10 protein-coding genes are annotated in these 13,963 nt (G+C 66.3%); 5 read left to right on the forward strand and 5 right to left on the reverse strand.

Going from position 1 to position 13,963, the window contains the following annotated elements; genetic code table 11:
- Positions 1–19: 19 nt before the first annotated feature.
- From CHB96_RS00355 to CHB96_RS00370, 4 genes are read left to right on the forward strand one after another with little or no spacing between them, the layout of a single operon-like run.
- Positions 20–1,516: a TIGR02677 family protein gene (locus CHB96_RS00355; protein ID WP_176444091.1), complete on the forward strand. Its 1,497-nt coding sequence runs from the start codon at positions 20–22 to the stop codon at positions 1,514–1,516.
- Complete coding sequence (locus CHB96_RS00360; RefSeq protein WP_176444052.1) at positions 1,513–2,901, forward strand: TIGR02678 family protein; 1,389 nt, start codon at positions 1,513–1,515, stop codon at positions 2,899–2,901. The genes CHB96_RS00355 and CHB96_RS00360 overlap by 4 nt, the downstream gene beginning before the upstream one ends.
- Positions 2,902–7,083, forward strand: a complete 4,182-nt coding sequence (locus tag CHB96_RS00365; RefSeq protein WP_089242612.1) for a TIGR02680 family protein — start codon at positions 2,902–2,904, stop codon at positions 7,081–7,083.
- Positions 7,073–8,299, forward strand: a complete 1,227-nt coding sequence (locus tag CHB96_RS00370) for a TIGR02679 family protein (RefSeq protein ID WP_089242613.1) — start codon at positions 7,073–7,075, stop codon at positions 8,297–8,299. Before CHB96_RS00365 ends, CHB96_RS00370 begins: the two co-directional genes overlap by 11 nt.
- Positions 8,300–8,307: 8 nt before the next feature.
- On the opposite strand, the gene mshC is transcribed toward CHB96_RS00370, so the two are convergent.
- From mshC to CHB96_RS00395, 5 genes are all read right to left on the reverse strand, one after another.
- On the reverse strand, positions 8,308–9,549 hold the full coding sequence (gene mshC, locus CHB96_RS00375) for a cysteine--1-D-myo-inosityl 2-amino-2-deoxy-alpha-D-glucopyranoside ligase (RefSeq protein WP_089242614.1): 1,242 nt from the start codon (positions 9,547–9,549) through the stop codon (positions 8,308–8,310).
- Positions 9,550–9,573: 24 nt separating this feature from the next.
- Complete coding sequence (locus CHB96_RS00380) at positions 9,574–10,371, reverse strand: SCO1664 family protein (RefSeq protein ID WP_176444092.1); 798 nt, start codon at positions 10,369–10,371, stop codon at positions 9,574–9,576.
- A gap of 35 nt (positions 10,372–10,406) precedes the next feature.
- Entirely contained in the window at positions 10,407–11,000 is a 594-nt protein-coding gene (locus CHB96_RS00385; protein WP_089243004.1) for a DUF3090 domain-containing protein, read from the reverse strand.
- Between the two features lie 99 nt (positions 11,001–11,099).
- Positions 11,100–11,804 (reverse strand): histidine phosphatase family protein, encoded by a 705-nt coding sequence (locus CHB96_RS00390; RefSeq protein ID WP_089242616.1) that lies wholly within the window; start codon positions 11,802–11,804, stop codon positions 11,100–11,102.
- Between the two features lie 91 nt (positions 11,805–11,895).
- Complete coding sequence (locus CHB96_RS00395; RefSeq protein WP_176444093.1) at positions 11,896–12,738, reverse strand: undecaprenyl-diphosphate phosphatase; 843 nt, start codon at positions 12,736–12,738, stop codon at positions 11,896–11,898.
- Between the two features lie 260 nt (positions 12,739–12,998).
- Here CHB96_RS00395 and CHB96_RS00400 point away from each other — a divergent pair, with 260 nt between their 5' ends.
- A complete protein-coding gene (locus tag CHB96_RS00400; RefSeq protein WP_089242617.1) occupies positions 12,999–13,931 on the forward strand; it encodes an aldo/keto reductase in 933 nt (310 codons plus the stop codon).
- Positions 13,932–13,963: the final 32 nt, after the last annotated feature.

Here is a 13,963-nt window from a genome sequence, read left to right on the forward strand (position 1 = left end):
GGGTGACGACAACGCACGTCTGGGTGGCGCGGCGGCGTTTCTGCAGGAAGATCGCCTCAAGCTGTTCGCGTTCACCGTCGCGGAGAAGCGCCAGGAGTACCTGTGGGTGCTGCGGGCGTTCGACATCGCCCGGGCCAATTACGTCGTCCTGCTGCACGCCGCAGACATCGCCGACACGCTCGCCAGGAACGCCCCCGAGGACCTGAAGCTGAGCGCGGCGGAGATCGGGCCTCTGCTCGAGCAGCTGCACGCCTGGGAGCTGCTCGAACGCAGCTATGACGGTTCGCGCGCGGCCACGCTGGCGGAGTACCGCAACCGCCACTTCGTCTACCAGTTCAGCCAAGCAGGCTACAAGGCGTTCCGTGCCGTCGAGGACGTCCTCGGCGCACGGCTCGACGACGCATCGCTGTCGAGGCTCGTGCTGCCGGAACTGCTCGCGGACATGCACGAGCTGGCCGACGCGAACCGCCAGGCCGACGGTGACCTCATCTACCGCAAGCTGTCGAGGCTCGACTCCACGCTGTCGGAGATGGCCACGCGCGCCGCGCACTTCTATCTGGTGCTCGGTGACCTCGTCCGCACCACCGAGATCACTCCCGAGTCCTTTCTCGTACACAAGGACGCGCTGCTGACGCACATGCGTGAGTTCAGTTCCGATCTGACTCGCTACGCCCCCAAGCTGGCCGAAGCCATCGGCGTCGTCGAGGACAGCGGCATCGACGCCCTCATCGAGCGAGCCGCCGTCAGCGACGAACGTGTCTTCCTCACCGTCGACGAACGGCGCGCCGACTGGCAGGCACGCTGGTCCGGCCTGTCCCACTGGTTCGTCGCCGCGGAAGCCGAGCTCAGCGAGTCGGAACGCCTTCGCGAAGGAACGATGAGCGCCATCGCAGCGGTTCTGTCGCTGCTCCGACGCGTGACCGAGACTCGTAAAGGCGGTGTGAGCCGAGAAAGCCAGCTGCGTCATCTGGCCGGCTGGTTCTCGAACACTCCCACCGAGGACAGCGCGCATGCTCTGTTCCACGCAGTGTTCGGTCTCGGACGCCCTCGCCACCTCTCGATGGTGCATCCGGATGCCGACATCATCCCGACGTCGCGAACGTGGTGGGAGGCGCCTCCCGTCGAGATCTCCCGCACTCTCGCCGAGACGGGCCGGACTCCGTCCCCCGGCCTTCCCGGCCGGCTACAGCGCAACGACGGCAGTGTGCGACGCCTTCGCGAACGCCAGCTCGAGGCGCAACGCTCACGCAGCATCGCAGCGCACTCTCTGGCATCGTCGGGTGTCTACGAACGCACTCTCGACGAAGAGGAGACCGAGGTTCTGTTGAGTCTGCTCAATGCCGCGTTGACCGCCCGAGTGCGGGTCAGCGGACAGACGTCGGGATCCACGGGCTCGGACAGCGGCGTCAAACTCACGCTGAGCGAGAGTCCGACCTCGACGGTCGTCCAGACAGCACGTGGGCGGCTGCACCTCGACCGGTTGACGCTCGAGGTCGCGGAGGTGGCGCGCCGGTGAGAGCACGCGACATTCCCACTCTCGCACTCGATTCCTACCAGCGCGCGGCACGGATAGCTCTGTCGAACCATCTGGTGACGACGACGTATCCCGATCGGATCGCGCTTCCTCTGCTGCGTCGATGGGCCACCGAACTTCGGGAGGACCTCCTCGATCTCTTCGGCTACCGACTCGAGGTCACCGAAACCACCGCGCGACTGTTCCCCGTCATCGACGCACTCGACACCAGTCAACCCGCTCGCACGGCCTCCGATCGCATCTTCGACCGTCGTCGCTACGCCTATCTCGCGCTGGCTCTGGCCGCACTGGGTCGCGCCGGCAACCAGATCACGTTGTCCGAGTTGGCCGATCACGTCGCAGCCGAAGCCGGGCAGGTCGACGGAGTCGAACTCGCGACGGACCGAGCAGCAGACCGAGACGCGTTCGTCGACGCCGTCGGATGGCTCGGCGCTCGCGGCGCGATTTCCCTTGCCGACGGCGACGCGGGCGGCTGGGCGAGCAACCCGTCGGCGGGTGAGGCGCTCTACGACATCGAGCGATCCGTCGTCGTCGCGCTGTTCCGGCCGCCGCGCGCAGTGCAACACCTGCGATCGGTCACCGGCCTTCTGTCCGGATCCGACGCCGTCGTCGACGACGAGCACGACACCCCGACTCCCTCCGATCCGAAAGAGACGCTTCGACGAGTCCGACGTGCCCTCGTGGAGAGGCCCGTCGTCTATTTCGACGATCTGGATCGAGACGGGAGATCCGCATTGGGCGCAGAGCGGACCGTGGCCGACGTCGAGATGCTGACCGGGTTGGTGTCGGAGCGTCGCGCGGAGGGTGTTGCGCTGATCGACACGTCGGGTCGGTTGTCCGACATACGTTTTCCGAGCACCGGGACCATCGCGCAGGTTGCACTGTTGCTGGCCGGTGAGATGTCGGACCGCGTGATCGATCCCGACGCACCGGAATTGACCCGCTATGCACTGCCGGACGACACGGACCTCGTCGACAGCCTCGACGCCGCGATTCCGGGCGGCGGGATCTTCGACGATCTGGCCGAATTCGGTTCTGCAGCAGAAGGTTCCAGTGACGATTCGGATCCGACGACGTACCCGTTCCTCGAGAACAGCTGGCTCGCACACATCGTCACCGACCTGATCGAGCGGTTCGGTAAGACGTTCGCCGCGCAGTGGCAGGCGGACCCCGATGGACTCCGCGACCGCGCGATCACGATGCTCGATCGACTTCGGTTGGTGCACACCATGTCCGGCGGTGTGCTGGTTCTCCCCGCGATCGCACGCTACCGAGATGTCATGGTCAGCGTCCGTGAGCGGGCCCCGCAGGATTCACTGTTCGACGACACCACAGCTCGCGACATCACAGATATCGAGGCGCACTAGATGACTGCACATACTCAGCGCTTCCGCCCCACCCGCGCGGGAATCATCAATCTGTGGGATTACCGTGACCAGGAATTCTCGTTCGCCGACGGCCGCCTCGTGCTGCGTGGACCGAACGGGTCGGGAAAGACCAAGGCGCTCGAGGTGCTGTTCCCCTTCGTACTGGACGGACGAATCGAGCCGCGCAGGCTCAATCCCTTTGCGGGCGAAGAGCGCACGATGAAGTCCAACCTGCTGTATCGCGGCCAGGAAAGCGCACATTCGTACGTCTGGATGGAGTTCGGGCGCGGTTCGCGAGAAGATCCGGAGTCGGTGACCGTCGGCATCGGCATGCGGGCGAGCAAGTCGAACGACAAGGTCACCCGATGGTACTTCGTCACCGACGGCCGTGCGGGAGTGGACTTTTCGCTGCTCGGTTCGGACGACCGCCCGCTGACGAAGAAGCAGCTCGCCGAGCAGCTCGGCACCGATGCGCTGACCGACCGTCCCGTCGACTATCGCGCCTCGATCGATGCGCGGATGTTCGGCCTCGGCGCGCAGCGATACGACCAGTTGATCAACCTGATCCTGACGCTGCGTCGGCCCCAGCTGGCGAAGAACCTCGATCCGAAGGGCCTGTCGCAGGCACTGACCGACGGCCTACGTCCGCTCGACGACCAGCTGGTGCTCGAAGCGGCGCGCTCGTTCAGCGACATGGAAGAAGTCGGTCGCGCGCTGGAAGGACTCGCCCAAGCCGACCATGCTGCGAAGAACTTCGTGACCGTGTACTCGAAATATCTTCGTGTGCAAGCACGTTCGGACGTCGAGACCGTGACTCGACGCCTCGAGGCCGTCACGCATGCGACGACGGCCAACTTCGCTGCGGCGGCGTTGAAGGAACGCCGCCTGACCGAGCGCGCAGAGGCAGAAAAACGATTCGACGACGCCGAGCGCGCTTTCGATCAGGCTGTGGCCGACCGTGAGACGCTGCAGCGTTCGAGCGCCTACGAGGGCAAACAACAGCTGGACGATCTTGCCGAGTCGGCAGCCAAGCTGAAGGTGTCCGCGGCGCAGCAGACCGAACGGGCGCGCAAGGCCCAGTCCGATCTCGAACAGCGGTCCACGGAGGCCGCGCGCGCGGACACGGCGATGCGCGATTCGGTCGCCGCACTGAGCCGCGCCGAGGACGACCTGTTGGTGGCGGCCGAGGACGCGGGCATCGTCTGGACGCCCATGCCGTCGAACTCGCGCAGTGATCAGTTCAGCACCGCCCTTCGAGGGCATGCCGAGGAACGCGACGGCGACATCCGTGCGGTGCGTGAGGCAATCGGCACCGTGGAGAAGGCGTCGACCGAACGTGTTCGGGCGGACAAGAGCAGCTCCCGAGCACGCGAACTCCTCGACGCCTCGCGCGCCGCCGTCACCGAGGCGGAGGCGGCCGTCGAGCTCGCGAGGGCGCAGTACGCATCGGGCCTGCGCGCGTGGTGGTCCGAGCACTCCTCGCTGTACGCGTCGGCCGACATCGGTGTCGCGGCGTTCGAGCACCTCGACGCTGCCGTGCCTCATATCGGCGAGGAGGACGCGCCGAGCCTCGACACGGTGCTCGCCGACGCGTCGGCCGATGGCCTCGAGTCGGTGCGTGCACGACGCGCACAGGCGTCGATGACGTCGACCACGCTCTCGGACGAGCTCACAGCGATGCGCTCCGAGCGCGAGTCGATCAGCGCCCAGCACGACGACGCTCCCCCGCCGTTCGCCGCGCGAACCAGTTCGCGGGACGGGCTCGTCGGCGCACCGCTGTGGCAACTCGTGCGTTTCGCCGACGGCATCGACGGGGCCGATGCAGCAGGCGTCGAGGCGGCACTTCATGCCGCCAATCTCCTGGACGGCTGGGTGTCGGCGTCGGACGCCGCGACGGCACCCGAGTCCGACCAGTTTCTCGTCGCGCTTCCCGAGGCAGATCGTCCCACCGGTTCCACGCTCGCCGATGTCCTCGAGATCGAGCCGGGAACCGACGTACCCGAGCACGCCGTCCGCGCGATCCTCGAGTCCGTGGCTCTGGCAACGGACCCGCATGCACCGGACGGCTCTGCCGTCTCGGTCGGCGTCGACGGCCGCTTCTGGCAGGGCGTCCAACTAGGTCGCCACGTCAAGACCGATGCCGAATACATCGGCGCGACCGCTCGTGCAAGGCGCCGCGCCGCACGTATCGCCGAGCTCGACAGCTCCATCGAGACGACCGAGGCCGCGCTGACGGCCGCCCAGGAGACCGAACGCGCCGCAGGCGAACTTCTCCGTGGCCTTGCCGCCGCCACGAAGCAGCTGCCGAAGGTGGCAGGCATCGTCAAGGCACAGAAGTCCGTCACGGAATCGGCAGGCGCCCTCCGCACCTCGCAGGCCGCGTCGACGGCAGCGGACAGCGAGCTCGATCAGGCGATCGCGGAACTGTCCGCCCGGGAGAAGCACCTGCGCACCACCGCGGTCGCTCACCGCACCCCACACACTGCCCGAGACGTCGATTCGCTTGCTGCCGCCATTCGGCACTTCGAGAACCAGGGCGCACTCGTGCTGCGTCGCCGCGGCGACAACACTCGCGAGAGCGAACGGCAGCGTGAGGCACAGAACAGACTCGAGGAGGCGACGGGTCTCGCCGAGGAGCTTGCCGAGGAAGCCGCGATCGCCGAGGAGAATCATCTCCAGCAGGTGCAGCGCCTCGAGATTCTCAGCGAAAAGCTCGGTGCCACAGCCGATCAGATCGACGCGGACCTCGAACAGGCACGCGAACGCATCGACAAGTGCAAGGCGGAACAGCGGGCCGCACGCAAGGCCGACAAGGAGGCAGGCGAGGCGATCGGCAAGGCCGAGGGTGCATGCAATACCGCGCAGGAGAGCCTGCGGGCCGCGTTGACCGAGACTCTGACCGACACGGAACGGCTCGCACCGTACGCACGCAAGGATCTGCTTACCATCCTCGGCGTCGAGGAGTCCTACGCATGGCCGGCGAGCGAATCCGCGTGGCTGACAGTGGATCAACTTCTCTACCGCATTCGGAATGTCGAATCTCCCGACGACAACCTCGCCGTGCTGCCCGAGGTGGTACACCGACTGCACGACGCCCTCGACGCCGCGACGTCGTCGGTCAAGGCAAGTGACACGTACCGCAAGAGCACGCGGACCGCGTTGACCGGTGCACTCCAGGAGTTCGACTCGCAGCTCGCCGCCTCAGGGCAGGACTACCGGCTGCAGTGGGACGCACCCGACGGGTTGACCGTCGTGAGAGTTCAGGACGAGCAGGGTTACTCCTCGGTGGGCGAGTTCGCCGAACGCATCGCCGACGCACGCTCGAACCAGGAACTCCTGCTCACCGAGCACGAACGGCGGATCCTCGAAGACGCACTGCTCACCGGGTTGGCGCAGCAGATTCACGAACGCACCGTCGACGCGCGCGAGCTGATCGCGCAGATGTCCACCGAGATGAAGCAGCGAAAGATGTCGTCGGGCAACACGATCGGTGTGCACTGGGTGCTCGCCGACAATCTCGACGAGGGCGCCCGAGCGATCTCGAAGTTGCTCGACCGCGACGCGTCTGCGTTGAGCGCGGACGACCTCGCGTCGATGCGAGCGCACTTCGCGTCGGAGATCAGGATCGCGCGCGCGGCACACCCCGAACGGTCCTATCCGGAGATTCTCGCGACGACACTCGACTACCGACGCTGGCGTGTCTTCTCGTTCTCGCTCATCCGCGGCGACGGCACGGAAGACCGACTGACGGTCGCGCGGCACAGCGCGCTGTCGGGCGGTGAACAGTCGGTGTCACTGCACCTTCCGCTGTTCGCTGCAGCCCACGTGATGCTGTCCTCGGCCGACCCGCACTCCCCACGACTGCTCGCGTTGGACGAGGCATTCGCCGGTGTCGACGACAACGGACGGAGCGAATTGCTCGGTCTCAGCGTCCAGTTCGACCTGGACCTGTTCATGACCGGCTACGACCTCTGGATCACGTACTCGGACGTCCCTGGCTGCGCACACTACGACCTGGCGCACTCCACCGCCGAGAATTCCGTCAGTGCCGCGCTGCTCGTCTGGGAGAACGGTGAGCTGTTCGCCGAACACGACGGCACCGACCTCGCAGCGGCCCTCGGCTCCCCACTGACACGGCGAGTCCCGACGCGCGCGGACGGAGGGCTCGAATTTGCCCGATGACGGAACCTGGCGCGGGACAGCAGAACTCGATGCACTGCTCGCGGCGGCACGCAAGAAGCTGGAATCGAACTGGCTGAACGTCACCGGCACGGTCACCATCCATCTCGGTGACCCGCCCGACCTGTGGCGGTTGTGCAGTGCGATCTCGAGATCCAGCTCCGGGCTGCACAGTCGTGCGCACACCACACGCCTCGACCTGGCGAGATTCGACGAGTGGCTGACGCACCCGCGCAACGGCGGTCGCGGGCTGCTCGCCACACTGAACGAGCAGACACCGCTGCAGGACAAGAAGCAACTCGCCGCAGACAAAGCCGACGTCAAAGCGCGCGCACTGTCCGACGCCCGCACTCTTCTGGAATCCCACGGCGACTGGGCCGACCGCTGGTTGTCTTCTCTGCTCAATCAGGACGGAACCCTCGGTGGTCGTGTCGCGGTCGATTCACTGCGCACCGCTGCCCGCGTCCTCGCCGTGCTTCCGGTCGACGGGTTGTCGCTGACCGAGCTCGCCGAGTCGGCGTGCGGTGACACGAAGGCTCTGGCGTCCGGTGGCGCACCGCGGCTCGTGCTCGACGCCCTGTCTCTGCGCGAAGGTATCCCGCGCCCTGCCGATCCGGTCGGTATACGGCTTCTGTGGGAGACCGCGGGAGTGTCGGTGGACGCGCTGTCGAGCAGAGTGGTGGTGTTGGGGTACCGCGTTGCCGAGGACCACGCCGTTGCACGCTGGTTGAACGAGGCTGCGGCGGAGGGGATTCCATTTGCTCTCACCCTCGACATGATCGGGCGAGGCTCGCTGACCAACACGGCCGAGCGAATCTTCGTGTGCGAGAACATCGCCGTCGTCGCAGCTGCCGCCCGCACACTGGGCTCACGGTCGGCAACACTCCTGTGCACGGACGGTCAGCCGTCCGCCGCGCTGCACAAACTGCTGGCAGGTCTCGCACCGGGGACGAACCTGCACTGGCGCAACGACTTCGACTGGCCCGGACTGCAGATGACATCCCGGGCGATCAGCCGATACGACGCGACTCCGTGGCGCATGGACGCCGAATCCTATCGTCACGCGTTGGACGCACGAAATTCCGAGCCGCTCAAAGGGTTTCCGACCTCGAGCGCATGGGACCCGGAGTTGGCGACCGCGATGCACGAGTCGGGCCGCGCAGTGATGGAGGAACGTTCGATCCCCGATCTACTGCGCGACCTGGCCCCTGGCGACTAGAAGCACCGTCAGCGCAGCGACACGCCGAGTAACGCGTCGACTGCGTCGGCGAACGATCCCGGCGCCGTCGTGTCCGAACCACCCTGCTCCACAGCGAAACTCGCCCACGCGTCGAGCGCGTCGAGCGCCTTCGGCGTGTCCAGATCGTCGGCCAGATGTTGGCGCAGACGAGCGACGACGTCGTCGGCGCTGACGGCCGACTCCACGGCCGCAGCAGCGCGCCACAGAGCAAGGCGGGTGTGCGCGCGTTCGAGAACCTCGTCCGTCCACGCCCGATCCTGACGGTAGTGCCCGGCGAGCAGTCCGAGACGGATCGCGGCAGGGTCGACGTTCTCCGCACGGAGCTTGGACACGAACACCAGGTTCCCGCGGCTCTTCGACATCTTCTCGCCGTCGAGACCGATCATGCCGGTGTGGACGTAGTGGCGTGCGAAGCGCCCGTCGCCCGACGTCGCTTCCGCATGCGCGGCCGAGAATTCGTGGTGCGGGAAGATCAGATCACTGCCGCCGCCCTGAACGTCGAATCCGGTTCCGATACGGTTCAACGCGATCGCGGCGCATTCGACATGCCAGCCGGGGCGGCCAGGACCGAACGGGGACGGCCACGACGGCTCCCCTTCACGTACGGCACGCCACAACAGGGCATCCAACGGATCGCGCTTCCCGACTCGGTCCGGGTCTCCCCCGCGCTCGGCGAAGAACTTCTCCATGGTCGCGCGGTCGTAGCCGGACTCGTAGCCGAACTCTGCCGTCGCGTCGGCACGGAAGTAGACATCCGGGAACTGCGCATCGTCGACGACGTACGCAGCACCGGATGCGAGTAGCTTCTCGACCAGTTCGATCACCTCGTCGATCGATTCGACGGCACCGATGTAGTCACGCGGAGGCAGCACACGCAGTGCCTGCATGTCCTCGCGGAACAAAGCGATCTCGCGGGCACCGAGGTCGCGCCAGTCCTCACCGTCACGGTCAGCGCGCTCGAACAGCGGATCGTCGACGTCGGTGACGTTCTGGACGTAGTGCACGTCGTGCCCGGCATCACGCCACAGTCGATTCACGATGTCGAACGTCAGATACGTGGCGGCGTGACCGAGATGGGTGGCGTCGTACGGGGTGATGCCGCAGACGTACATCTTTGCTTCTGCACCGGGTGTGACCGGGCGCACTTGCCGGTCCGCGGTGTCGTACAACCGAAGTGGTGGCCCCTGACCGGGGATCGACGGAACGGCTGTGTCGGACCAAGACTGCATGCAGACGAGCCTATCGGAGAGAACTCAGAAAGCGGGCCACGGTATCGGCCTACTCGACCGCGGCTCCGGCATGACCGGTCGGGCGACCAATCCACGCGCTCGGGCCAGCAGCGCTTCGATCTCGTGTTCGGTGATGTGACCGCGCAACCGGGGCTCCACCGACGTATCGAACGCGTCGACGAACTCGACGATGTCGCTCATCAACGCGTCGTCGACAGCGGTACCGGACCAGCCCCACAGCACTGTGCGCAGCTTGTCCTCCGAATGCAGGCAGATGCCGTGGTCGACGCCGTACACGTACCCGTCCAGGCCTTCGAGCGCGTGACCGCCTTTACGATCGGCGTTGTTCAACAGGATGTCGAGCACCGCCATGCGTTGCAGTCGCGGATCGTCGGCGTGGATGAGAGCCACTTCCTCACCGTCCCCGTCGTACGCCTGCAGAACCGGAATCCACCCGGCCGGGACCATCTCGGGCGGGCAGATGTCGACGAGATCGATGCGAGTTCCGTCCTCGCCGTGCCTCTCCGGAGTGTCGATCCAGCGCTGCACCATGCCTGGACCGAACGGGCCGTCCCGCAGAATCGTGGTCGGAATCACACCCCACCCCAGGGCGTCGGAAATCTCGTACGACGCGATCTCCCGGCCTGCGAGTGTGCCGTCGGGGAAATCCCACAGCGGCACCTCGCCGCGAATCGGCTTGTACACACATCGGACCGGTTCCGACGATCCGTCACCGCTGTCTGCGAGCGTCGCCTCGCACACCAGAGTGGCGTTGCTCGCCGACACCACCCGACCGACGACGTTCAGCTCGCCGGTCTCCATCACGGCACGCCCGCCGAACGGGGGCCTGTCTTCGATCAAAGTTCGTCGCCCAGCTCGGACGCCGAACCGAACGTCGCGTCACGCTTGTATCCGTTGGACCGCACACACGTGTGCCCCTCTTGCGCCAACGGCTGTCCACACAGCGGGCACGGCGCACGGCCTGCCGCAATGACCCGCTCGGACCGCAGCGCGAACTCACGCGCCTGGATCGGAGTGAGGAACACCCGCACGGCGTCGGGGCCTTCCTCGGTGTCGTCGAGGACGACGGACTCGTCGATCTCGGTCTCACTGACCGCCAGCAACTCGACGACGACGGCGTTCGCATCGGCATCCCAGCCGAGGCCCATCGTTCCGACCCGGAACTCCGTGTCGATCGGAGTCAACAGCGGACTCGTGTCGCCGACGGTCGTCTCCTCCGGCGGCACCTCGGCCCCGAAGCGGCGGTGAACTTCGTCGAGCAAGAGCCCCATCCGGTCGGCGAGCACCTGGACCTGCTGCTTCTCGAGAGCAACCGACACGACTCGTGTTTCGTGGACGGCTTGCAGGAAGAACGATCGGTCGCCCGGCTCACCCACGGTTCCTGCGACGAATCGATCAGGGGTGCGGAAAACATGTATTGCGCGTGGCATTGCACCTCCTGGGTTCATGACGTACGAGCTGGAAGTACGCATTCTCGAAGGATCCACTCTGTCGGACCCCACCTGTCTCATTATCCGCTATCGGCACACTCACGTTCCGGAACCTCCGCCCGGCACCGCATCCGAGTCCGATGCCCGACTCGCTCCTGCCTCGGCCTTCTCGGCGACCGGAACCAGCCCGGACAGATCGAGCCCGGTGTCGTTGGTCCGCAGCACGAAAGGCCTGGTCGACGTGTATCGCACCACGCTCACCGACGCCGGATCCGCCACGATTCGCTGGAACGAATCGAGGTGACATCCGAGTGCGTCGGCCAGAACCGACTTGATGACGTCGCCGTGCGAACACGCCACCCACAGGACATCGCGGCCGTACTCCTGCGCCAGACGGGCATCGTGCTCACGCACAGCCGCCACCGCCCGTGCCTGAACCTGCGCGAGCCCTTCGCCACCGGGAAACACCGCCGCCGACGGATGCTGCTGCACCACCTTCCACAGTGGTTCGTTCAGCAGTTCCTTGATCGGGCGTCCGGTCCACGAGCCGTAATCGACTTCGAGCAGGCGGTCCTCGATCACCGGCGTCAACCCGCGCTTACCTGCAAGCGGTTCGACGGTCTGCTCGCACCGCTGCAGCGGCGACCGAACGATTTCCTCCACCGGCAGCGCACCGAGCCGCTCGGCGACGAACGCTGCCTGCTCGATACCCCGCTCGTCCAGCCCCACGCCCACCGAGCGGCCCGCGAGCGTTCCGGCGGTATTCGACGTCGACCGACCATGGCGCAGCAAGATCACAGTCATGCTGTCAGCCTAATCTGGGTCATTCCTGCAGGCTCCACTCCCGGCCTGATCTGGGTCATTCCTGCAGGCTCCACTCCCGGCCCGATCTCGCTCAGGTCGCCGACACCACCCCGGCCGACAGCAACGCCATCACGCCGACACCCAACACGATCCGGTATCCCACGAACCAGTACAGCGAGTGATTCGCGACGAACTTCAGCAGCCACGCGATCGATGCGTACCCGAGGCCGAACGCGACGACGGTAGCGACCAACAGCTGCGGACCGGAGGCGTTCATTCCCTCGCCCGCCGGCTCGAACGCGTCGGGAAGCGAGAACAGACCCGACGCGGTGACCGCGGGAATCGCCAGGAGGAACGAGAATCGCACTGCCGCTTCACGTTCGAGACCCATGAACAGGCCCGCACTCGTCGTCGCTCCGGATCGCGAGACACCGGGGATCAAGGCCAGACACTGCGCGGCGCCCATGACGAGCCCGTCACGCGTGGTGATCTTCTCGAGCGGACGACGCTTGGACCCGACGTATTCGGCGACGGCGATGACGATCGCGAACACGATGAGCATCGTCGCGATCAGCCACAGGTTGCGAGCACCCGTGCGAATCTGGTCCTTGAACACCAATCCGAGAACACCGATCGGGATCGTGGCGATGATCACGTACCAACCGAGCCGGTAGTCCAGTGTGCGCTGCGTCTTGTCACGAAGTCCCACGAACCACGCCTTGACGATACGAACGATGTCGCGCCAGAAGAACAGCAGCACTGCGGCTTCGGTTCCGAGCTGGGTGACCGCCGTGAACGACGCGCCTGCGTCGTCACCGAAGAACACGCTGGAGACGATCCGTAGGTGGCCCGACGACGAGATGGGCAGAAACTCCGTGAGCCCCTGCACTGCGCCGAGAACGATCGCCTGCAGCCAGGTCATCGACTCACCGATCATCGAACGATCCCCCGTCCGCCGTCGCGACTGTCCTGGCCGCGATCACCGAGACGAGCATGAACCGAATCAGCGGGAGGCGATGGATCGAGAAGCATGTTCACGGTCCTGACCGTACCTAACGGCCGACATGCGCACCGGGCGACACTCGCACCGCCGAGCGCCGCGCACTACTGTGCTGACTCGGCGCGCTCTGCGCCCCACCGCACTAGGCCGCACGACCCAGGCCGGATCAACCCAGTTAGGAACTGTCGAACACCATGAAGCAGAGATCTGTCGGCTCCAGCGGGCTTCGCGTGTCGAGACTCGGACTCGGCACTCTCGGGTGGGGAAGCGGCACCGACGGTGACGACGCGGCGGCTCAACTCGCTGCGTTCGCAGAGGCAGGCGGAACCTTGGTCGACACGTCTCCTGCCTACGGCGAAGGTCGAGCCCAACGAGTGTTGGCCGAAGTTCTCGACGACGTGGTGCCTCGACGGGATCTCATCGTCAGCGGCGCCGCCGGAGTCACGACACGCGGCGATACGTACCGGGTCGACTGCTCACGGCGTGCCCTGCTCGGCCAGCTCGAAGAGACGTTGCGTGATCTGGGCACCGACTATCTGGATCTGTGGCAGGTCGCGGCGTGGGATCCGCATACGCCCGTCGACGAGATCGCCGCCACGTTGGACTACGCAGTCACGAGCGGAAAGGTCCGCTACGTCGGTGCACGCGGGCATTTCGGTTGGCAACTCGCGACCGCCGCAGGCGCTGCTGGAGCTGGACGCATCGTTGCGACGCAGGCCGAATATTCGTTGCTGGCACGCGGAATCGAAGACGAGCTCGTTCCCGCCGCGAGCCACCACGGCGTCGGAATTCTCGCCGCGGTTCCGCTCGCCGGTGGGGTGCTCACCGGCAAGTACCGCAAGGGCACCCCTGCCGATTCGCGTGGCGCCGACGACCTGCATGCACAGTCCATCGCCGCCTATCTCACGGACGCCGCCGACAACGTCGTCGACGCCACGGTCACCGCTGCCAGTGGACTGGGCACGTCGCCGCTCGCGGTGTCGCTCGCGTGGGCGCGGGATCGCCCCGGTGTCAGCTCGGCGATCGTCGGCGCGCGCGATCTGGCGCAGCTGACCGGTGTGCTCGTCGCCGAGGATCTGGAACTCCCCCGGGCCATCACGGCAGCGTTGGACGACGTCAGCAGCTGACCCTGCACAGGCTAACCTTGTCTGCGTGAACG

Origin of the sequence: Rhodococcoides kyotonense (assembly GCF_900188125.1) — a bacterium.
Lineage (GTDB): Bacteria > Actinomycetota > Actinomycetes > Mycobacteriales > Mycobacteriaceae > Rhodococcoides > Rhodococcoides kyotonense.

Bases quoted from the DNA above. Each gene is read 5' to 3' on its own strand.
- CHB96_RS00400 (WP_089242617.1), top strand. From the start codon at position 12,999: ATGAAGCAGAGATCTGTCGGCTCCAGCGGGCTTCGCGTGTCGAGACTC.
- CHB96_RS00365 (WP_089242612.1), top strand. From the start codon at position 2,902: ATGACTGCACATACTCAGCGCTTCCGCCCCACCCGCGCGGGAATCATC.
- CHB96_RS00380 (WP_176444092.1), bottom strand. From the start codon at position 10,371: ATGGAGACCGGCGAGCTGAACGTCGTCGGTCGGGTGGTGTCGGCGAGC.
- CHB96_RS00390 (WP_089242616.1), bottom strand. From the start codon at position 11,804: ATGACTGTGATCTTGCTGCGCCATGGTCGGTCGACGTCGAATACCGCC.
- CHB96_RS00385 (WP_089243004.1), bottom strand. From the start codon at position 11,000: ATGCCACGCGCAATACATGTTTTCCGCACCCCTGATCGATTCGTCGCA.
- mshC (WP_089242614.1), bottom strand. From the start codon at position 9,549: ATGCAGTCTTGGTCCGACACAGCCGTTCCGTCGATCCCCGGTCAGGGG.